Origin of the sequence: Paenibacillus assamensis DSM 18201 (genome assembly GCF_000422445.1) — a bacterium.
In the GTDB taxonomy this organism is placed as follows: domain Bacteria; phylum Bacillota; class Bacilli; order Paenibacillales; family Paenibacillaceae; genus Paenibacillus_B; species Paenibacillus_B assamensis.
This window is the reverse complement of record NZ_AULU01000003.1, coordinates 206,310-226,020: the sequence shown is the minus strand read 5'-3', so window position 1 is coordinate 226,020 and position 19,711 is coordinate 206,310. Positions and strand designations below refer to the sequence as shown.

The window sequence follows — 19,711 nt, the reverse complement described above, 5'->3', positions numbered from 1 at the left end:
AAATTGATATTTGGTAGTCTGTCATGTATCTTACATCGAATTCGGGACACGTAAAACGTAACCGCTATTCGGCAGTGTGAACATTTGCAAGTCGTTCTCTTCACTGTGCATATCGCTTTCTTGATGATGATTGCGCTGCATATGGTGATGAGTCGATTCGTCCATTGGCTGGTGGGCATATCGACGTTTCGCTGCCATTTTTTCTAGCTCATCCTTAAAAGTGGATTGCTGTACGCTCTGACAGTGATCATAATATTCATCATACTCTTCCTTGGCTAACAATCGTGTATCTTCATCTCGGAGGTCGTTTAGCATGATTTGCATAACTTGTTTGAATTGTTCTTCGTCCTCGGCCTGTTTAATGAGTTGCAAATAATTATTGTAGCTATCAATCCAGTCCGATTTCATATTAATATCCATCTCTTTGAAATGCGGATGGTGTTGAAGCAGCATCGTGTACGCATGTTTGAGATCAGCCATCATATGTTTCGTCGTCAATCGTTTTGGTGGAGGAAGTGCTTCTTCTCCATATGCCGTCCATGCTACGCCAATCGTTAGTAAAATGGCTATAAAGACGAGTGTTGTTCGTTTCATTACGATCATCCTTTCTTTATAGTTGAGCTGCAATTCTCGTATCGTGATGCAGTTCAAAAATCTTTTTCTCACTCTGTGCAGTGTGCAATTGAATCTAGCCGTGTATAGAGTGGTATGTAATGGTCTTACTTACATCGTAAATAGTTTGAACATTCATTCATGTGAAATTAGTCACAATATTATCCGAGTCCATGAACAATTTGTGATTTTTACTGTATATGAATAAGAATTGATAAGCGCTGAGTTCCGTGAGGGACGTATCGAAGCTTACGAAAGGTATCGGAATTAACAACGTATGAAGATAATATCGATGCTTAAAAATCAATATAAAGAAAAAAGAGATCCGCTTAAATGAAACGGATCTCTTAACCTTAACTAATAAGTTGCAGCTATTTGTTTATATCAAAATGAGAGCACAAATGAATGTTAATCATACGTTCATCTTAAAATACTTGCCAACGATCATTCAGAAATATTAAGGTGCAACAGAACGAAGTACTGTGCAACTGCCCTCAAGTGAATAACTGCCTAGGTTAGCTGGCAAGAGGAAGCATTCGCCAGAGCGGAACTCGATAGAACCTTGTTGCCAGCTAAGCGTACCTGTACCATCACAAATAACGAGAATAACAAAGCTCTCGGCAGTCGTTGACAACGCCCAAGACTCACTTACGATTCCTTTTTCCACAATAAAGTACGGTGATTGTGCAAGCTGCAGCCACTCATTAGGCTTCGCATCATCTGTCTTCATGCGAGTTGCTCCAGCGCCCTCGTAAGCAATTACATTCAAGGAATCCTCGATATGCAGCTCACGTGGCTGGCCATCAAGGCCAGGGCGGTTGTAATCATACAGGCGATAAGTGGTATCGGAATTTTGCTGCACTTCAGCCACCACAACCCCAGCACATAGAGCATGCACCGTGCCTGCTGGAATGTAGAAGGAGTCTCCGGCTTGAACAGGAACTTCTTGAAGTGCATCCAAAATACGTCCTTCTTCCATGGCTTGTGCTAGAGCAGCGCGATCGACGTTTTCTTTTAGGCCGTAAATGATCTTAGCACCTGGCTTGGCATCGAGTACATACCACATTTCTGTTTTTCCAAGCTCGCCTGTAGGTAAGCCTTCGTATTCATCTGTGGGATGAACTTGAATGGACAAGTCATCGTTGCAATCGAGCAGCTTAATAAGCAGCGGGAAGCGTCCGTTTTTTTCTGAGAAGCCTTTCGTGCCGAACCATTCGCGCCCAAATTGTTCACGAACTTCATCCAGTCCTTTTCCAGCAAGTTCACCATTCACAACTTGTGTAATGCCATTCGGATGGTCACCGATCATCCAACCTTCTCCAATATGACCTTCCGGCAGTTCAAGCCCGAATTGCTCCAAGGCACGTCCGCCCCAGACACGTTCTTTGAATTCGGGTTGGAATTTCAGTGGATATGGTATTGTCATGTCTCTTCACTCCAATGTAAGTTAAGGTTTATCTAGTTGATTGGAACAGCTCAAGATGTTCGCCGTCTGGTCCTTTGAAGAAGAAATAGCGGCTGCCGTTGGGCAATGTTACGATTTCCTGATCGATAAGTTCAACTTGAAGTTGTTGAATACGTTCAAATTCAGACTCGATGTCATCGACGGTAAAGGCAAGATGATGCACTTTTCCTTCAGCAGGCAAGTTATCATTGTAGCCTTGGATCAGTTCGAGCTCAATGCTGTCCTGACCCGGAAAGCCCAAAAAAGCTAGGTGAATAATGCCATTCGTATGAAGAAGCTTATTTTTCAACGTCATGCCGATAATATTGGTATAAAAGGCAATGGATTGCTCCAAATCGCGCACCATAATCCCGGTATGTTCGAGCTTGCGTACGGCCATCTTCTTCGTCTCCTTTTAGCTGTAGTCTTGTCTTGTTCGATCTGGACTTGATCTATATGTAGCTTCCACTGCCTAGTAGGCGGGCTATAGGAAGGATACACCTGATTCGGGTGAGTCGTGCAGTTTCCGTATGTTTGTAAAGAAAAGAACGGATGCTCGCTCATGAAGTTAGAAGCTAGCCTAGCTCCGCCGCCTCTCGATGGCGATCGCGTAAGGCGCATGCGGGCGCTGCAGCATGCGGTAGATCAATGCCTGCCCAACTACTTGGGGCAGGCCAGCGGCCCAAGCCTGGACGGCGTCCGCTTCGCGGTCGCCTCCATCGTGGCCCGGGTAAAGCACGACGCTGAGCACGCCGCCAGGGCGCAGCAGAGCCAACGCTCCCTCCAGCGCAGCCAGCGTCGTGGACGGCTCCGTCATGACAGCCTTGTCTGCTTCTGCCGTTGGTAGAAAGCCAAGGTTGAACATGACGGCAGCCGTCTGCCCGTGCCACTCCGGGGGCAGCGCACCGACAAGGTCGGCGTGGCTTGCAAGCCGCAAGTCTACATGCGCTGCTGTGTCCAGGCCAAGGCCGCTGTGGAGGCGCTTACGCGTCAGCTCAAGCGCTTGCGCCTGAATGTCGAACGCGGCTACATGTCCGCGTTCCCCAACAAGCCGGGCAAGGAACAACGTATCTACGCCCGTACCCATCGTTGCGTCTACTACGCGATCGCCTAGTTGGACGCGCTCTTTCACTACTTGCTGGGCAAAGCTCAGCACAGAAAGGAATCCCATCTTACTTCTCCCTCCAATACTTGCCCTGCCATGTATGGCGGAGTCGCAGCTCCTTGTCGATGCCGTTCAACACTTCCCACTTCTTCTGGCTCCACATCGGGCCAATAAGAAGATCGCGCGGCGCATCGCCTGTAACGCGATGCACGATCATGTCTGGCGGCAATTGCTCTAAGGAGTCTACAATGAGCTTAATATATTCATCCTGCTCCAAGAAGCGAAGCAAGCCTGCCTCGTATTGCTTGACCATAGGTGTCTTACGCATTAGGTGAAGCAGGTGCAGCTTAATGCCCTGCACATCCATACGGGAAACTTGGCGCAGCGTCTCCATCATCATTTCATGCGTCTCTTGCGGCAATCCATAAATAATATGGGTACACACACGAATGCCGTGCTTGCGCAGCTTTTCAACCGCTTCTACATAGCAGGCAGTGTCATGTGCACGATTAATTAAGTTGGATGTGGATTCATGCACGGTTTGCAATCCCATTTCAATCCACAAATACGTCCGCTGATTCAGTTCAGCCAAATACTCGACGACGTCATCAGGCAGGCAGTCTGGACGTGTGGCAATCGATAACCCTACAACCCCGGGCTGTTCAAGGATAACCTCGAAATACTCTCGCAGCGTTTCTACTGGTGCGTAGGTGTTCGTATAAGCTTGGAAGTAGCCGATATATTTGGCATTTGGCCACTTCGTATGCTGGCGATCACGAATTGTATTGAACTGAGAGACGAGATCGTCACGACGACGTCCTGCAAAGTCGCCGGAACCACGCGCACTGCAGAAGGTGCAGCCGCCAATTGCAATATTTCCGTCTCGGTTCGGACAAGTAAAGCCAGCATCAAGCATCACTTTGAATACTTTTTCCCCGAACTGTTCGCGCATCTCATAATTCCATGTATGAAACCGTTTGTCTGCCCATAGCATAGGTTGTTCATCGCTGAACTCAACTTCAGTAATAAGTTGTTCTGTATGTGTCATAGGTATATGTTAAACCCTTTCCAATCGTCCATAAGCATCATGAAGATGCACTACTTATTGTAACAGAAACAGGGTACAAATGCGAAGTTGAGCTTCAATAAAACTTACACAAAATGTTACATTTTTGAGGAGGAAGAAAGCGCTTACTAGTAGAATAGTATAGAATAAGTCGGACTGATCCAGACGATGCTTACAAATGTAAGGACATCGAAATAAGGTGAGGTGAACAACGATGGGCGATCTATTTGTGATTCCGCAAGGGGAAAAGAAGATTGCAGTGGAGTTGACGATTAAGGAAGCGATGGCATTAATGGGGCAGCAATTCCCATATGGGTCTGAAGTAAAGGCAGCAGCTCAGCAGAAGGTTCGTCAAGCTGTAGAGCGTCAATACGAGATTGTTAGTAATTAATGCGCGATTATGATGATAGTTACGAAAAGATAGTGATGGAAAAGGGATGCTTTTAGCGGCATTCCTTTTTTTCGTGCTTTACAGGGGGATAGTCTTTTTGGCACAATTAACAATCGGAACAGTTGTCTTGTTATCACGTCATCGTTTTGTATAATGTGAGGATTACTGTACATTAGAAATTCATATATTGGAACCACTTCACAACATGCGTATTCTGCTCCTTTTATGCGGAGCGTTGCTGCTGCGGTTTTTCCATTTATTTTTGATTTATTTAAAAAACGACCAACATGATATGGAGGCTTACATTTATGCGTTTGCGTGGTAAAAAAGGTGCTCTCTCACAACTGGAGCAAATGACTTCACTTGTTGTTTTGGAGCCAGAAGCCCATAAAGGGAAATGGAGTAGCTTATTTGGAAACGATAACCCGATCTGGGTAGAGTTCGGTATGGGGAAAGGTCAGTTCATTACACAAATGAGTTTGAAATATCCGCATGTTAACTTTATCGGTATCGATATGTATGACGAGTTGCTTGCACGTGCAAGCGAAAAGGCGATGAAAGCAGTGGAAGGCCTTGAGACGGAGCTGCCTCATCCAGCCAACTTAAAGCTCGTTCGCACGAACGTTGAATTTATCGAAAATGTATTTGCGGAAAATGAGCTGGAGCGCGTGTACTTGAATTTCAGTGATCCTTGGCCGAAGAAGCGTCACGCTCGCCGCCGTTTGACACATTACCGCTTCGTTGAGAAATATATTCATATTATGAACGAGTTAGGAGAGATTCACTTCAAGACAGATTCAGAGACTTTATTCGAATCTTCCCTGAACAGCTTTGCAGATATGGAGCTTATTACACGTCGTATTTCATTAAATCTGCATCGTGACGGAATTAATGAAGAGCATGTGATGACTGAATATGAGCAAAAGTTCATGGGCAAAGGAATGAACATTCATCGGATTGAAGTTGTTGTAGGTGAAGAGGCGATTCGCAAATATCGAGAAGAGAAACAGCAGGAGAAGCGCCGTGCTGTTGTGGAAGACAAGGATGAACAAGAAGAGAACTAGACGGATTAGGTTCTATTGAATACGGCGATTTGAGAGACATTTGCCAACTAGTTACAACAAAAAATCCCCTTCAGATCCGTAATTCGATTCGGATACGAAGGGGATTTTTTGTTATATGACATAAATTTCGATAAAGTTCAACATTTGCATCATACGAATTTCTTATCTATCCCAATGTACTACGACACGTTTTTTTATTTCGCAATTGCCGAATGTTGTCGATAACGGATAGACTATTTTACAAGCGACTAAGCATTTGCTTTTCGCCTAATAAATCATGCAGTAATGATTCCGCACATGCTTGCGGGTGATAGCGTGATGCATTTTCTACATAGGCCATCCTTCTCGCAGACACTTCTTCGTACTCATACGCTAGCTTGCTCATCCATTTAGCCACCGCTTTCGGGCAGTCAATAGGCTCACCGTATCCTTTTGCTGTGAAATATTGGCAGTTCTCTTCCTCTTGCCCAGGAAGTGGACTGTAGAACAGCATAGGAATGCCCTTAGCTAGTGCTTCTGTGCATGTCATGCCGCCGGGCTTCGTTACGAGCAGGTCCGATACATCCATCAGCTTATCCACTTCATTCGTATAGCCAATCATATGGACATTTTCATGCTGAAAGCGTGGGTTTTTAAGCAGCTTCTCACGCAGCTTGTCATTGTTGCCAACGCAAAATACGAATTGAATATGGTTGGTCCAACGTGTCAGCAGCTCGTTCGTATCATTGGGATCCATAAGTCCCCAACCGCCGCCCATGACCATAACCGTTGGCATTTCCTTAAGTCCTAATTGCTTGCGAATGTCCGCTTTCATATTACGGTCATGCTGTTCGCAGAATTTTGGATGTACAGGTATGCCGGTAATTTCAATGCGGTCAGGATGGACACCGTGTTCTACTAGTTTCATTTTCACTTCATGCGTGGATACCAAATAGCGATCGACCATAGGTGATACCCATGCAGCATGTGCATCGTAATCGGTAATTAATGTATATAAGGGCACGTTCAGACCTTGACGGCGAAGTCGAGAGACGACGGCGTTCGGGATCGGATGCGTGCATACGATCATATCTGGCTTTAATTGTCGAAATACGGACATTGCATGCGTGTAAAATAGACGATGCAGGGCAAGGGTCGTAAGACGATTTAAAGAACGACGATATTGTTTCTTGTACATGTAGCCGACAAGCTTTGGCTGTATCGTTACGGTATGGCGATAAGCTTCGATGATGAGCGGTGCCATTATTGGGTTCAAGAACTTTCCAAGCTCCATAACACGTGTTTGGACATGAGGAGAAGTTCTACGCAAGCTAACCGATAAAGCATGTGCAGCTTGTGTATGGCCTGCTCCGAAGCGTTCGGATAAAAGCAAAATGCGTTTCTTTTCACCCGTTATGCTGCCGAACCATTGTGCTTCTGTATCGTTGAACATGGACAAGGCTTGTTGTTCCATACCTGTCACCTTTCCTCGATTGAATTTTAAACACTTTGAATCTGACGGATTGCAAGTAGGTTATCCCTTCAACTTCTCTTACCACATTAAACGAATGAGTAATCGAATAAGTTGCTTGGCCATAGTGACACGGTTAGCGCTGCTGTTCCTGCGCCGAGTATAGCACCTGCCAAGCAGTCCGACGGATAATGCAAACCAAGATACATGCGAGACAATGCCACAATGCTGGCTGCAGGAACAAGAATCCAGGCTAGCTGCGGCACCAACGCGATAAAGGGTACAATGATCGAAAATGCCGCTGTTGAATGTCCAGAAGGAAATGAATGATCGACGAGCGGCTTCCTAAATGTACGTATGTCAGGCATAGCTACATGCGGACGAAGCCGCGGGTATACCTTTTTAATAAGTACAACAGGTATATGGCTAATGCCTAGTGCAAGTAGAGCTTGCCAGCCTGCCATACTCCAAGGTGCAGGGCTAAACAGTGCAATAAGCGATGAACATGCTATTGTAAATGTTGCTCCACCTAAGTGGGTAAATGAATATAGGACAAAGCTCGTGATGCGATGATGCATCCGATGATTAATCCAGAAAAACAGCTGTCGTTCGCGTTGCAATAACCATGAGAGCAGACGGGTCATAATATCCCCTCCGTAGTAGCAAGTTATGGTTGGACTGAAGTTTGAACACATCTTATCAAGGTAACATTAACAGAAGATAATCATTTTGTGAATTTTTCATGATGAATATGTAAAGGTAGCGTGTACAACATTGTACGTCCTTTAGATTCAAGTAACCATCGTTTGGGTATACTGAAGTAGAATTTGGTTGATTGATTTGCTACAATGATTGACACATGAATAGTTGAGCTTTCATGTTTGATTCATTTTGCTGTGTATGGTTTAACATCATATAAAAAGTTATTGTTTGTGCAACTTTTTATCGTTCAAACCCGTCATAACGAATGAGTCGGTCATTTCGTTATGCTTCATTCATTCTGTCGTTTGCTTGTCCATGCATCTTTGTAGTCCTTAAAAAGGGTATAACACCAAGAGAAAGAGGGACTTTAGCTGCAAAAACGTTGGATTTGGTTGAAAATGAGTATAAAGTAGCATGAATAGACGTCAGCTGCATATAAATTGCACGCCAACCGCTTATAACGCAGTCAGAAGCAAATGAAAGCCAATAAAAGGTTTTGACAAAAGGGTGCAAACATTAGACAATCATGATCGACCGTTTTATTACGTTTGGATGACATTCGTATGACATTCAGAAGAGAGAAATTGGAATGCAGCTCGTTAGTGAGCAAACGTAATATGTAAGCCTGTAGAGAGAGATTAGGATATGTATTAGGGGTATTTGATTAAAGGGGGACACCTAGCATGGTGGATAATTGGTTAGTTGTTATGCAGTTTTTGCTGGCAGCTATCGGGGTTTATCAATTTACACTTTCTTTGTTTGGAATTTATCGTAAGAAGAAACATATACAACACGAGCCGAAGAAGACATTCGCTGTGCTCGTAGCTGCACATAACGAAGCAACGGTTATTGATGCGTTGATGGAGAACCTGAAGACGCTCGATTATCCGAAAGATATGTATGATGTTTTTGTTATCTGTGACAACTGTACTGACAATACAGCAGATATCGTTCGTGCGCACGGTTGGACAGCTTGCGAGCGTCACAATCCTCAGCAGCGCGGTAAAGGCTTTGCCATTGAGTGGATGTTGAAGAATTTGTGGGAAATGGAGCGCCAGTTCGATGCCGTTGTCATGATTGATGCGGATAACTTGGTCAGCACTGACTTCCTAACTGAAATGAACAATGACCTATGCTCTGGAGCACGCGTTATTCAAGGTTACATTGATACGAAGAATCCTCATGATTCTTGGATCACAGCAGCATACGGTGTAACTTACTGGTACTGCAACCGCTTGTGGCAGTTGTCCCGGACGAACCTCAAGATGGCTAACTTCTTGGGTGGAACGGGTATGTGCTTTGAGAGTAAATTGCTTCAAGAAATGGGCTGGGGAGCTACAAGCTTGGTAGAAGACTTGGAGTTTACGGTTCGTTGTGTTAAGAATGGTGTTAATCCCGTATTTAACTATAAGGCTCGCGTATTTGATGAGAAGCCGCTTACGTTCAAAGCTTCTGCACGCCAGCGCTTACGCTGGATGCAAGGTCACTTTACAGTAGCACGTCGTTATTTCTTCCCATTGATGTGGCAAAGTATTAAGGAGCGCAACTTGGCGAAGTTTGATACAGCATTGTACAGCATGACGGTATATACCGTATTGATTACGTTCTTGCTTACTGCTTATATTTGGGTGGATGCAGCGTTCTTCAATGGTCCGAACTTCCCGACGCTAACCGAAATATTGCCGCCATGGCTGTTTGTTGGCTCAATCGTGATGACATGTGCAGCATTCATTCTGGCACTAGTACTTGAAGGTGTTAGATCGCCGCGTATCTATGCATCCTTGATTACATTCCCAATCTTCTTGCTTTCTTGGTGGCCGATTACGTTCTATGCGTTCTTCACGCAGAACAACAAAGTATGGAGCCATACAGAGCATACACGTGTTGTAAGATTGGAAGATGTACAGGGCAAGCAAGCCTAATATACAGACGTTACATGTTCGATGGGGAGTCTATAGGCTCCCCATCTTTTTCATAGTTCAGCTAAATAGACAATGTAAAAATTTACGTTCTGGTACACTTGACTCTGTATACTGCATATGATATATTACTTGAGTACGACTAATACGAAAGCAGGAGCGCCCGCTTCTCACCTGACCGACTCAGAGTTGGCTGGTCTATGAAACTTATCGCTTTTAGTGCGATACTCACGTGTGATGATAAGTGAGGGATGTGGGCTCTTTTATGAGCGTGCATCCCTTTTTTGATGAATTTGGGGATATAAATGATGGAGGTGGAAGGTCATTAGCAAGGAACATATGATTAACGAAGAAATTCGAGCTAAGGAAGTTCGTCTTGTCGGACCAGATAGTGAACAGTTAGGTATTAAGCCTTTCCGTGAAGCGCTTCAGATGGCTATTGATGCAGAGTTGGACTTGGTTAATGTAGCACCACAAGCGAAGCCGCCAGTATGCCGCATTATGGACTACGGAAAGTTCCGTTATGAGCAGCAGAAGAAAGAGAAAGAAGCTCGTAAGAACCAGAAGATTGTTGACATGAAGGAAGTTTGGTTCCGTGCAAACATCGAGGAACATGACTACCAAACGAAGCTTCGCAACGTTGTTAAGTTCCTCAAAGATGGGGACAAAGTTAAATGCTCCGTTCGTTTCCGTGGTCGTGAGATTACACATGCATCAATCGGTCAACGCGTGTTGGAGCGCGTTAAGAAAGAGGTTGAAGAGCTTTGCACAATCGAGCGTCAACCTAAGCTTGAAGGTCGCAGCATGATTATGATTCTAGCGCCAAAGAGCAACTAACGGACCCACCCGCCACGCGGAGAAGGTGGCGGATTGGATTTGATTATTGAGGAGGAAATGATTATGCCTAAAATGAAAACGCACAGCAGCCTTAAAGGCCGCTTCAAAATTACAGGTACTGGTAAAGTTCGCCGTTACAAAGCTTACAGAAACCACCTGTTGTCCCATAAGTCCGGACGTCAAAAGCGCGTTCTCGCTGGAAACCCAGTAATGGCTCCTGGTGACGTGAACCGTTTGAAACAGCAATTGGCTAACTTGAAGTAATAACGTAAGAACTTGCAGTCGCACAAACGGCTCAAGCAATAATTCGGATACATGATTCGATTGGGAGGTTACTAGAATGGCACGAGTTAAAGGCGGATTTACTACACGTCGTCGTCATAAAAAAGTACTAAAACTAGCTAAAGGTTACTTTGGTTCCAAGCACCGTCTATTTAAGACAGCTAACGAGCAAGTAATGAAATCCTTGCTTTATGCATACCGCGATCGTCGCGTTAAGAAGCGCGATTTCCGCAAATTGTGGATCGCTCGTATCAACGCAGCTGCTCGTATGAACGGCTTGTCCTACAGCAAATTCATGCACGGCTTGAAGCTTGCTGAAGTAAACATCAACCGTAAAATGCTTGCTGATCTTGCAGTGAACGATATCAACGCGTTCAACTCTTTGGCAACAGTAGCTAAACAAAAAATCAACGCATAGTAGCTTGCGTTATACGATTAAGAGCACTGCACTCGAACTATTCGAATGCGGTGCTCTTTTGTTGTTTGCTAGTATCATTATTTTGATTTTTACTATGTTGTTGATTGTTTTCTCCCTGCTTTTCCTCATCTAGCTTTGACATATCATAGACATTAGTCTCGTTCGAATACGTTGTATCCATGTTCTCCATTTGCTTTTCTCCTTGCTCCTTGAGTGATCCAATCAACTTCTGCATCTCTTTTTCATCCGTAAGCGCTGTTAAACCGACATTGAGCGTCCCTGATAAATCACTAACGTGCAATTCTTGAATTTTATAGTTGATCGTACCAATTTGAATGGGTTGGGTTTCTTTTATTTTTTCTTGCAGGGATTGATTCTCTGATTTTTGCTGTTGGACTTGGGTTTCTAATTGTGAAATGCGAGCTTCCATGGAGCGTATCCGTTCCTCTAAGGTCTGCCACACATAAAAGGTAGAAGGTGAGGATGAGTAAGGCTGCATCGAATCGCCTCCATACTTATATTTTATTCATTCAAGCGGCCTTTCAATTGGTGGCATTCCAAGTAGAGGGAGAATAACAGGCTCTTGCATTAGCTCCGCTTCAGGGACGGCAATCGGCTCTGATGGCTGTGTATAACCAGAGTTCATAGTCGGTGAGGTTTCGCCTTCGGGAGTTGACACTTGACTTGTTGCATTTTGGTTGTTTCCTAGAAATGTCGTTCCAATATTGATGGAAGCCAGATTACTTATGATGTTAACTTTTATTTGATTAATACAGATATTCATCATACACACCTCTATATGACCACACTTGGATTTGCTGTAAAATCAGGGTTATTGACCAGATTGGTCTCGTTGTTAATAGAAGAGGTACAATCACCAACGACAGAATTGCCACCTACGCTTTTTGTCTCTGTTGTATTACCTTTAATAATCGTGTTCCCTAGATTAACGGACCCGTTGCTGGATATGGCATTGACACGAATATTGAAAATGTTAAATACGTTAGGCATATCCATCCATCCTTTGACTGTAATCCGTCTAACCGTATTCTATGTCATACGCCCAGAAGAAGGAACTTGGCCTATGGTGAATATTAAAAAGTGATCGAATATAGCTTGCTGACAATCTAATCAATAATTTGAATATCAATATTTTGCATATTGCCTGCAACTTGTTTACGCATGACAATACGGAGCTTGTTGTCTTGAATAGTGGCGCGTGTACTCTTTGGAAATACTGGGGCAGATAAGGGGATAAGCTGTTTACGAGATGTACTTGTATTTTGGATCAGGAGCTGTGAGGGGTTCATTTGTAGGCGTACATCTTGCGGCTTTGTTTTTTTAGACATTTTCACTTCAATCGTAATTTCATGATCCGTTTCTCTGGAAGACCATCCTGGCTTTCCACTAGTCGCTGGAGAAGTTGAGGGAGGGGGATCGGTTGTATCGGAAGTGTACTCGGCTTGGTCAAATGCTTTGGAAAAGGAGCGTTTGATTTCTTCCTCGACATATTTTTGGATGGCCGTTTGCGTTAACAGCTGTGAGGGGTTTATTGGCATCGTAATTCCGAATTGCTCCTGAAATTTCTGCCAGGGGAAAAAGGAAGACATGTTTGCCATAGGGGGAACTCCTTTCCGCATTCGATTATGTTGATTATTGGCATGCTAACAACGTATGCAGGGCGGGCTTGGCTTGCCCCGACTGTTCCAAATAGCAGTATGCCAAATAGCAAAATGCAGGTTAATGCTGTTAGCTATTTTCTTTGAGTGGCAATCAGGGTACAATGGGGAGATGTGACGTTTGGAGAAAGAGAGAGTGAGCAGGATGATTGATCTGTCCAAGGTAGATATTCACCAGATGGTCGTTCACAAAGTAGGGAATAAATCTAGAGATGAGGGCGTACGTATTTCGCAAACTCGATATGAAGTACCGAGTGAGGAAGTACGCGATACGTTGTTAAAATATTTTTTGACAAGCTTCAAGTTCGATATGTTTTACCGGTTCCATCATGAGACGGATCTGTCGATGAATGAAGTGTACACGTACGCAAGTCGTATGTTCGACCAGCCTAATACATTTCATGAGCAGTCCGTGCATATTTTAAATCATTTGTACGAGCAGTCATCGCATCCACAAATAAAGTCAGGTGAGCTTTATGTCGTGCATTTGAACAACATTTTATATAACGACTTCAGCATTGATGCAATAGGGCTATTTAAGTCGGAGAACAAAGATGTGTATTTGAAGCTAGATGAACCGAACATGGATGATCTGGGCTTGCTAATCGAAGAGGGCGTCAACGTTCGTAAGCTGGATAAGGGCTGCCTGATCTTGAATGTAAAGGCGGTCGGCGGCTTCGTAGTAGGCGTAGTTGATGCGACAGCTGGAAAGACACAAGATGCGGCGATGTATTGGATGGAAGACTTCCTAAACGTTACGTTTATGGAGGACGAGAACTACTATACAGACCATGCGATTCAAATGGTGAATGAGTTTTATGACAATGTAATTGCTCCGGCCTCAGAGCAGCCAGAGAAGAAGGAGAAGCTGGAATTCATTAATAGCACGATGGAGTATTTCTCTCGCACAGATAAGTTTGAGGAAGAGGAGTTCATTCATAACGTACTTCAGGATCATAATCAAGGTGAGATGTTCAAAGTATACAAAGAATCGTATACCGAAATGAATGAGCTACCTCCATTCGATGCGATGCCGATTTCACAAACAGCTTTGAAGAAAGCGAAGAAAACGCTGCGCAACGTGATTAAGACTGACACCGGGGTCGAGTTGAAGCTAAAGAGTGAAAGCTTCCCCTATGTGGAACGGGGCTATGACGAAGAGCGCAAGCTTCATTATTACAAAGTGTATTTCTCACAAGAAGAATAGAGAAACGTTGGCGATTTGGAAAAAACTTCTGGATATGAAATTGGAATGGTATGTGGAAGAAAATGAATATGTCTAGAAACACTATTGAAGTACATTTTTCGGTAGACCTATTGGATGAACGAGTTTAACGGTTGCCAGAGAGGCTATATAGCCTATTTTTGCTGATATTAATAGGTAACGGATGCTGTAGAGTTTATTTACTCTATGGAGCGAATGAATGCATGAATATTGCTAAAATAAGCGCTCTCGCGCCAGTTAAAATTTGAAAACAGACAATTTCGTCGAAATAACGTCAATGGTATCCGTTAGCTAAACACTGCACCATAAGATTCTAGGATGCAGCAGCCATATTCTAAGATGAAATATAAAGAGGGTCTTGTCAGCAGAGTAATGTGCGGACAGACCCTCTCTTTTACTTATGGCATGGCATATCGAAAAATGCTTGCTGCATGTTTATTTCTTGAAAACTTGAAAAGGATACTGCTCCATACGATTTCACAAACAAGTGAATGAGCAATGATGCAGATATCAATTGATGCTTAATATTTCACGAATTTCCTGTTCTGTAATGGCAGACAGTGTTTCTTCACCTGGTTGGATTACCTCGTGTATCAAATCTTTTTTGCGCTGCTGCAGTTCATAAATCTTCTCTTCGATCGTACCATGCGTGACAAGGCGAATGACCTGTACCACATTTTTTTGCCCGATACGATGAGCACGGTCGGCAGCCTGCTGCTCAACAGCAGGGTTCCACCATAGGTCATACAGGACGACAGTATCTGCCCCAGTTAGATTAAGCCCAGTTCCACCTGCACGGAGGGAGATAAGGAAAATATCGCGTTCTCCTTCGTTAAATCGCTGGCACAGCTCCACCCGCTCTTTAGGAGGTGTCTTGCCATCTAGATAGAAGGCCGATCTGCCGCACAGCTCGAGTTCGCTGCGAATAAGCTCCAGCATGCTCGTGAACTGTGAGAAGATAAGCATTCGCTTGCCGCTGCTCATGCATTCCTCCACAAGCTCTAGCAGCTGTTCGAGCTTGCCTGAAGTTCCTTCATACTCTTGTACGAACAAGGCTGGATGACAGCAGAGCTGCCGCAAGCGAGTGATGCCTGCGAGTATTTTCATTCGTCCTTTTTGGAAGCCTTCCGCTGCCAATACTTCGAGCGTTTCCTCTTGAAGTCTGCTCAAATAAGCCAAGTAAAGCTTTTTCTGATCAAGGGATAGCTCCGTCATATGCAAGGTTTCAATTTTGTCTGGTAGTTCTTTCAATACATCTTGCTTGAGACGCCGCAATATAAATGGTCTTACTTTGCGTGCCAGTTCTTCTCTAGTAAGGGCTTGAAATGACTTTTTGCTCGTAAATAAACCAGGGAATACGGCTTCAAAAATCGCCCATACTTCTTCAACGGAATTTTCGATTGGCGTACCAGTAAGAGCAAATCTGCGGCTTGCTGTAATTTGTCTGACTGCTCTAGAAGCCTGTGTTGCTTCATTTTTAATCGTTTGTGCTTCGTCTAACAGCAAGATGCTGAACGTAATATTTTCATACAGGTGAATGTCTCTACGTAATGAAGGATAAGAAGTAATCAGCACGTCTACTTCCTCTAAGGACTCAATGACTTGGCTGCGCTCATCCTTCAAGCCAGCTGCAAGTTCTACCCTCAACTGAGGAGCGAACTTGTGAAGCTCATTGCGCCAGTTGTAGACCAATGATGCAGGCGCTACGACGAGTACAGGCTTGTTGGTTTCCATCTGCTCCTTGTTAATTGCTTCACGTTCCGAAACGATATAGGAGATACTTTGCAGTGTTTTACCAAGCCCCATATCATCAGCTAAAATGCCGCCGAAGCGATAGTAGGACAACGTCTTGAGCCAGTGGAAGCCATAGGTTTGATAATCCCGAAGTACATTCACCAATGGAGCAGGAACCTCAAACTCCAAGTCTTCGGGCCTTTTCATATGATCCAACATCTGACGTAGTTGCTTGCCAAACTTCATCCCGCGCGCACGATAGTCGTCTCCTGTCTCAATAAGACTAAGACCTCTCGTTATCGGTAGGAAGATCCGATCCTGCTGTACTTCTGTACGGCTCATGCCTACCTCATGCATAAGATCGCCGAATTGGCGATAACTTTCTTGCTCCAAAGAAAGGAAAGCACCGCTTGGCAAGCGATAATACTTTTTCTTCTCCAAAATAGAGAAGAGGATATCGTGAATATCGCTTTGCTCAATGCCTGCCATGTCGAATTTGACCTCCAGCCAATCTGTAGCTGCATCTACGTCCAACATTGCCCTAGGCTGCTGTGGAGCTTGGAACATCAGAGATTTGACCGTTTCCGTGGAGTAGATCTGCGCGATCGGCTCCAACTTGGGCAGCAAGTGATACAGGAAGCTGTATATCGCTTCTTCATCATTGGTGTACAACTGCTTGCCATTGTTGCGAAGGCCAGATTGTTCCAGAATTCGAACAATCTCATTTTCCTGCTCGTAGCTGCGCAATACATAGCGTTCTACGTCCTGCTCCATCGATACCTGCTCAGGTTGAAACGGGTAGATGACTTTATCATCATAAATAAATTCGACCAAGACCGATAAGTTGTTATCTAATCTATCAATATAGATCTTTGTTATGAGACTTGGACTTACAATCTTATCGGCAATCTCAGGTCCAATCGAAACATGACCAAGTGCCTTAATTCCTGGGAGTGCCCGTTCAATAAAAGCAGGAAGCTCAGTAGCTGCAATACGAACCTCGTTGCTTCGAGACATATAGAACAGCTTCTTTAGTGCTGTAAATTGGTCCAACTGAAGGTCGCTTACAGGGCAGAGCATGCCCTCTGCACATATGTAGCCGTACTGTTCCATAGGCAGTGCGGTTTGTAAGCCTTCAATAGCAAGTTCGTAAATATCCGTTTCTTCCTGCTTGATCCGAAAGGAGAGGGGCACTTTGCCTTGTTCTCCGAGTCTAAGATCGTATTGCTTCGTATCTTGTTCGATTCGAATTGGAACTTGCAGCAGTAAGGGGATCGTTTCCTCCCACATATGAGGCGGAATCACAATGGTCCGTTCTGTGCCAAGCCTACCGCTGCTGTTTAAGCCATACATAAGGTCATAATAACTTTCTTCGATCCGTACGATGTCGATAAGCTTGCGGATAATCGCTTCATCCTGTTCCGAGAACCGATATTGATCAGGGCTGTAGGTGAACTTTTTAGAAAATGCAAACGGTTGAGCTTGGGCAAATGCCGTCAAAAACTCCCTTACTTTAGGTACGATATACAGTCGCTGCGGCCCAACTCGAAATTCAAGCGCGAAGTAACTTCTGCGCGCATGGGATACGGCATGGCAGATCCACTCTACTTGAAGCGTTTCTCGCGCATAATCATCGTCTTCGTAGGCGTCATAGTCGTCTTGTGACGCTGATTGGTATGCTTGGCTGCCGAAAATAGAAATCATATTGCGAGTTAACGCCGTATCTTTGGAACTAATCGCGGCTGGATACCTATTCTGGAGAGCACTCGGTAAATATTGATCAGCCGTTTTTTTGTCAAATCTGCTGTCGCAAATAGCTAGCATGACGGCAGCGATATGTTTGCAATAAGCAAAATAAGTATTGGAAGCAGGACAAGTACAGCTTGCTTCTACTTCTTTTACCGTTGGCAGCCTGACTTGGACACTGTAATCCTCGCTGCCGCGTACGAGAGCTGCGTATAAGTGCTCGGTTACTTGTTTAAATTCAATGATGCGCCGAGTCAAGTAATACTTAAGTCCTCTGCTATAGGAAGTTCTGCCGCATATATCTTCCACATCACTGTAAGATTCCAGTTGGTTAAACATGTTGTTCCTCCGTAACTCTTTATATCTATATAGATTGGCAATTGTATGTATGAGCGTTCGATGTTAATTGCTGCTCTTAGTATACTGCTCTTTTTGACGAAGTTCATTACAAACACAATAATCTGCATGGTTTTGTAACGAATGGGGGATAATTTCCGGTAATGCCAACTGGAAGGAGGAGCAGTGGAATGACAGTTTCAAATATGAAGATTTCTGATATGGCTGTCTATTTAAAAGTAGAGCTGAAGAAGCTGCTGCCCAATTGCTCAGACTTGGTGATTCATGGGATTAATTCTTCTGTAGCTGTATGCTACATATCTGGATTAATTGACTCGAAGGTGTTAAGTTCTTCGATCCTCGGAGTGATTACGGTGATGGATGAAGATGAAGTAAACACGGAGCTAATTAGGCAAACGATAACGATCTGTGAAATCGAGCGGGAAGGCAATCTGGAACAAGTCGCATTGAAGCTGCTGCAAGGGCATGTATATATTGGTGTATTGGACGAATATGAAGGCCTTTTATGCAATATAGCGCATTTCCCCACTAGAGCAATTGCAGCTTCGGAAAATGAAACGGTCATTTTTGGCCCTGTATTAGCATTTAACGAATCGCTTGGTGAAAATATTGCCGTTCTACGCTCTTACATCAAAAGCCCAGGCTTAGTAGTAGAGCCTCATATAATAGGCGAAAAAATGGAAACTCGTATTCAGCTTACCTACATGTCGGAATATGTAGACGAGCAGTATATCAAATATGTGAAGTCCAAACTAGAACAAATCAAGACGGATGGATTACTCGGCAATGCTTTGCTTATGCAAAAGCTGCAAAATCATCCTTATGCCCTCTTTCCGTTAATGACCTTGACAGAGCGTCCTGATCGTACGATACAGGCTCTAATGGAAGGTAAAATTGTTATTTTTATGGAGGGAGACTCGCATGTTATTATCGGCCCAAGCTCGTTTATTGATTTTTTCTTATCGGTAGAAGATCGATATATGAGTTGGGGGACAGGCCTTTTTATTCGCATGCTGCGATTTGTAGGGCTAATGATGTCCGTATTTTTGACACCCATTTATGTCGCTGCGCTAACGTTTCATTATCAAATGATTCCGCCAGCCTTAATTGTATCACTTATTGAAACACGTTCCAAAGTTCCATTTCCACCTTTATTAGAGACACTAATGCTAGAGATGACGATGGAGTTTTTGCGAGAAGCTGGTGTTCGCTTACCGACGAAAGTAGGTCAAACAATTGGGATTGTTGGTGGTATCGTTATTGGTCAAGCTGCTGTACAGGCTGGATTTACAAGCAATATTTTAATTATGCTGGTTGCCTTGGCTGCACTTGGATCTTTTACCACTCCAAACTATTTAATGAGCGGAAGTATCCGATTAATTCGTTACCCCATGATCATAATGGCAGGTTTATGGGGGATTCTTGGCATCGTATTTGTAGCTATGCTTATATTTATACATTTGCTGAGACAAACAAGTTTGGGGAGACCTTATTTATTCCCGCTCTTTCCATTTCGTCGCAAAGATTTGACAGTCGATATGCTGTTAACACCTCAGTCGCACTACAGCTATAGGGGATCGCCCGCACAGAGCAGCCTTAACAGTAGTGAGAATGATAATGCAAGCAATCGTTCTTCATCAAAAGACCCGCAGTCTGATAGTAACTAGTGAAAGGCTTTAT

At 44.0% G+C, this 19,711-nt stretch carries 20 protein-coding genes; 8 read left to right on the top strand and 12 right to left on the bottom strand.

Annotation, left to right across the window (positions count from 1 at the left end; genetic code table 11):
- Window positions 1-30 precede the first annotated feature (30 nt).
- The 5 genes from H580_RS0100805 to mnmL form a co-directional block, all read right to left on the bottom strand.
- The gene (locus H580_RS0100805) at window positions 31-594 is read right to left on the bottom strand and encodes a hypothetical protein (protein WP_028593110.1); all 564 of its coding nucleotides are present in this window, start codon (window positions 592-594) and stop codon (window positions 31-33) included.
- A gap of 475 nt (window positions 595-1,069) precedes the next feature.
- Window positions 1,070-2,038: a type I phosphomannose isomerase catalytic subunit gene (locus H580_RS0100800; protein WP_028593109.1), complete on the bottom strand. Its 969-nt coding sequence runs from the start codon at window positions 2,036-2,038 to the stop codon at window positions 1,070-1,072.
- Window positions 2,039-2,066: 28 nt separating this feature from the next.
- Window positions 2,067-2,456 carry a VOC family protein gene (locus H580_RS0100795; protein ID WP_028593108.1) on the bottom strand — a complete coding sequence of 130 codons (390 nt, stop codon included), beginning with the start codon at window positions 2,454-2,456 and terminating at the stop codon, window positions 2,067-2,069.
- A 180-nt stretch (window positions 2,457-2,636) separates the two neighbouring features.
- Complete coding sequence (gene mnmM, locus H580_RS0100790; RefSeq protein ID WP_028593107.1) at window positions 2,637-3,227, bottom strand: tRNA 5-(aminomethyl)-2-thiouridylate-methyltransferase MnmM; 591 nt, start codon at window positions 3,225-3,227, stop codon at window positions 2,637-2,639.
- A 1-nt stretch (window position 3,228) separates the two neighbouring features.
- Window positions 3,229-4,209 carry a tRNA modification radical SAM protein MnmL/YtqA gene (mnmL, locus tag H580_RS0100785; RefSeq protein ID WP_051217125.1) on the bottom strand — a complete coding sequence of 327 codons (981 nt, stop codon included), beginning with the start codon at window positions 4,207-4,209 and terminating at the stop codon, window positions 3,229-3,231.
- A gap of 232 nt (window positions 4,210-4,441) precedes the next feature.
- Between mnmL and H580_RS26325 the strand changes: the two genes are divergently transcribed.
- Together H580_RS26325 and trmB are read left to right on the top strand one after the other, a co-directional pair.
- Complete coding sequence (locus H580_RS26325; RefSeq protein WP_169449339.1) at window positions 4,442-4,618, top strand: hypothetical protein; 177 nt, start codon at window positions 4,442-4,444, stop codon at window positions 4,616-4,618.
- A 308-nt stretch (window positions 4,619-4,926) separates the two neighbouring features.
- Window positions 4,927-5,682: a tRNA (guanosine(46)-N7)-methyltransferase TrmB gene (gene trmB / locus H580_RS0100775; RefSeq protein WP_028593105.1), complete on the top strand. Its 756-nt coding sequence runs from the start codon at window positions 4,927-4,929 to the stop codon at window positions 5,680-5,682.
- Window positions 5,683-5,920: 238 nt separating this feature from the next.
- Here the strand turns inward: trmB and H580_RS0100770 are convergent, their stop codons facing one another.
- Window positions 5,921-7,114 (bottom strand): MGDG synthase family glycosyltransferase, encoded by a 1,194-nt coding sequence (locus H580_RS0100770; protein WP_028593104.1) that lies wholly within the window; start codon window positions 7,112-7,114, stop codon window positions 5,921-5,923.
- Between the two features lie 107 nt (window positions 7,115-7,221).
- Window positions 7,222-7,776: a phosphatase PAP2 family protein gene (locus tag H580_RS0100765; RefSeq protein WP_028593103.1), complete on the bottom strand. Its 555-nt coding sequence runs from the start codon at window positions 7,774-7,776 to the stop codon at window positions 7,222-7,224.
- 741 nt (window positions 7,777-8,517) lie between these two features.
- Between H580_RS0100765 and H580_RS0100760 the strand changes: the two genes are divergently transcribed.
- From H580_RS0100760 to rplT, 4 genes are all read left to right on the top strand, one after another.
- Window positions 8,518-9,756, top strand: a complete 1,239-nt coding sequence (locus H580_RS0100760) for a glycosyltransferase family 2 protein (RefSeq protein ID WP_028593102.1) — start codon at window positions 8,518-8,520, stop codon at window positions 9,754-9,756.
- A 336-nt stretch (window positions 9,757-10,092) separates the two neighbouring features.
- Window positions 10,093-10,590: a translation initiation factor IF-3 gene (infC, locus tag H580_RS0100755; protein ID WP_028593101.1), complete on the top strand. Its 498-nt coding sequence runs from the start codon at window positions 10,093-10,095 to the stop codon at window positions 10,588-10,590.
- 63 nt (window positions 10,591-10,653) lie between these two features.
- Entirely contained in the window at window positions 10,654-10,854 is a 201-nt protein-coding gene (gene rpmI / locus H580_RS0100750; RefSeq protein ID WP_028593100.1) for a 50S ribosomal protein L35, read from the top strand.
- 76 nt (window positions 10,855-10,930) lie between these two features.
- Window positions 10,931-11,290 (top strand): 50S ribosomal protein L20, encoded by a 360-nt coding sequence (gene rplT / locus H580_RS0100745; RefSeq protein ID WP_028593099.1) that lies wholly within the window; start codon window positions 10,931-10,933, stop codon window positions 11,288-11,290.
- A gap of 37 nt (window positions 11,291-11,327) precedes the next feature.
- Here rplT and gerPC read toward each other — a convergent pair whose 3' ends face one another.
- The 4 genes from gerPC to H580_RS0100725 all read right to left on the bottom strand — a co-directional run bounded on the left by gerPC (window position 11,328) and on the right by H580_RS0100725 (window position 12,909).
- Window positions 11,328-11,720: a spore germination protein GerPC gene (gene gerPC, locus H580_RS0100740; protein WP_169449338.1), complete on the bottom strand. Its 393-nt coding sequence runs from the start codon at window positions 11,718-11,720 to the stop codon at window positions 11,328-11,330.
- Window positions 11,721-11,816: 96 nt separating this feature from the next.
- Window positions 11,817-12,077, bottom strand: a complete 261-nt coding sequence (locus H580_RS0100735) for a hypothetical protein (protein ID WP_157282617.1) — start codon at window positions 12,075-12,077, stop codon at window positions 11,817-11,819.
- Window positions 12,078-12,085: 8 nt separating this feature from the next.
- Window positions 12,086-12,301 (bottom strand): spore germination protein, encoded by a 216-nt coding sequence (locus tag H580_RS0100730; protein WP_028593096.1) that lies wholly within the window; start codon window positions 12,299-12,301, stop codon window positions 12,086-12,088.
- A 116-nt stretch (window positions 12,302-12,417) separates the two neighbouring features.
- The gene (locus H580_RS0100725) at window positions 12,418-12,909 is read right to left on the bottom strand and encodes a CS domain-containing protein (protein ID WP_028593095.1); all 492 of its coding nucleotides are present in this window, start codon (window positions 12,907-12,909) and stop codon (window positions 12,418-12,420) included.
- A gap of 181 nt (window positions 12,910-13,090) precedes the next feature.
- Here H580_RS0100725 and H580_RS0100715 point away from each other — a divergent pair, with 181 nt between their 5' ends.
- Entirely contained in the window at window positions 13,091-14,176 is a 1,086-nt protein-coding gene (locus tag H580_RS0100715) for a nucleoid-associated protein (RefSeq protein ID WP_245583449.1), read from the top strand.
- Window positions 14,177-14,704: 528 nt separating this feature from the next.
- Here the strand turns inward: H580_RS0100715 and H580_RS0100710 are convergent.
- Entirely contained in the window at window positions 14,705-18,013 is a 3,309-nt protein-coding gene (locus H580_RS0100710; RefSeq protein WP_028593093.1) for a DEAD/DEAH box helicase, read from the bottom strand.
- Window positions 18,014-18,201: 188 nt separating this feature from the next.
- Here H580_RS0100710 and H580_RS22850 point away from each other — a divergent pair, with 188 nt between their 5' ends.
- Entirely contained in the window at window positions 18,202-19,698 is a 1,497-nt protein-coding gene (locus H580_RS22850; protein WP_051217124.1) for a spore germination protein, read from the top strand.
- Window positions 19,699-19,711 lie beyond the last annotated feature (13 nt).

What these genes read in the sequence shown, in the direction of transcription:
- H580_RS0100805 (WP_028593110.1), bottom strand. Translation starts at nt 594, where the DNA reads ATGAAACGAACAACACTCGTCTTTATAGCCATTTTACTAACGATTGGC.
- H580_RS0100800 (WP_028593109.1), bottom strand. Translation starts at nt 2,038, where the DNA reads ATGACAATACCATATCCACTGAAATTCCAACCCGAATTCAAAGAACGT.
- H580_RS0100795 (WP_028593108.1), bottom strand. Translation starts at nt 2,456, where the DNA reads ATGGCCGTACGCAAGCTCGAACATACCGGGATTATGGTGCGCGATTTG.
- mnmM (WP_028593107.1), bottom strand. Translation starts at nt 3,227, where the DNA reads ATGGGATTCCTTTCTGTGCTGAGCTTTGCCCAGCAAGTAGTGAAAGAG.
- mnmL (WP_051217125.1), bottom strand. Translation starts at nt 4,209, where the DNA reads ATGACACATACAGAACAACTTATTACTGAAGTTGAGTTCAGCGATGAA.
- H580_RS26325 (WP_169449339.1), top strand. Translation starts at nt 4,442, where the DNA reads ATGGGCGATCTATTTGTGATTCCGCAAGGGGAAAAGAAGATTGCAGTG.
- trmB (WP_028593105.1), top strand. Translation starts at nt 4,927, where the DNA reads ATGCGTTTGCGTGGTAAAAAAGGTGCTCTCTCACAACTGGAGCAAATG.
- H580_RS0100770 (WP_028593104.1), bottom strand. Translation starts at nt 7,114, where the DNA reads ATGTTCAACGATACAGAAGCACAATGGTTCGGCAGCATAACGGGTGAA.
- H580_RS0100765 (WP_028593103.1), bottom strand. Translation starts at nt 7,776, where the DNA reads ATGACCCGTCTGCTCTCATGGTTATTGCAACGCGAACGACAGCTGTTT.
- H580_RS0100760 (WP_028593102.1), top strand. Translation starts at nt 8,518, where the DNA reads ATGGTGGATAATTGGTTAGTTGTTATGCAGTTTTTGCTGGCAGCTATC.
- infC (WP_028593101.1), top strand. Translation starts at nt 10,093, where the DNA reads ATGATTAACGAAGAAATTCGAGCTAAGGAAGTTCGTCTTGTCGGACCA.
- rpmI (WP_028593100.1), top strand. Translation starts at nt 10,654, where the DNA reads ATGCCTAAAATGAAAACGCACAGCAGCCTTAAAGGCCGCTTCAAAATT.
- rplT (WP_028593099.1), top strand. Translation starts at nt 10,931, where the DNA reads ATGGCACGAGTTAAAGGCGGATTTACTACACGTCGTCGTCATAAAAAA.
- gerPC (WP_169449338.1), bottom strand. Translation starts at nt 11,720, where the DNA reads ATGGAAGCTCGCATTTCACAATTAGAAACCCAAGTCCAACAGCAAAAA.
- H580_RS0100735 (WP_157282617.1), bottom strand. Translation starts at nt 12,077, where the DNA reads ATGATGAATATCTGTATTAATCAAATAAAAGTTAACATCATAAGTAAT.
- H580_RS0100730 (WP_028593096.1), bottom strand. Translation starts at nt 12,301, where the DNA reads ATGCCTAACGTATTTAACATTTTCAATATTCGTGTCAATGCCATATCC.
- H580_RS0100725 (WP_028593095.1), bottom strand. Translation starts at nt 12,909, where the DNA reads ATGGCAAACATGTCTTCCTTTTTCCCCTGGCAGAAATTTCAGGAGCAA.
- H580_RS0100710 (WP_028593093.1), bottom strand. Translation starts at nt 18,013, where the DNA reads ATGTTTAACCAACTGGAATCTTACAGTGATGTGGAAGATATATGCGGC.
- H580_RS22850 (WP_051217124.1), top strand. Translation starts at nt 18,202, where the DNA reads ATGACAGTTTCAAATATGAAGATTTCTGATATGGCTGTCTATTTAAAA.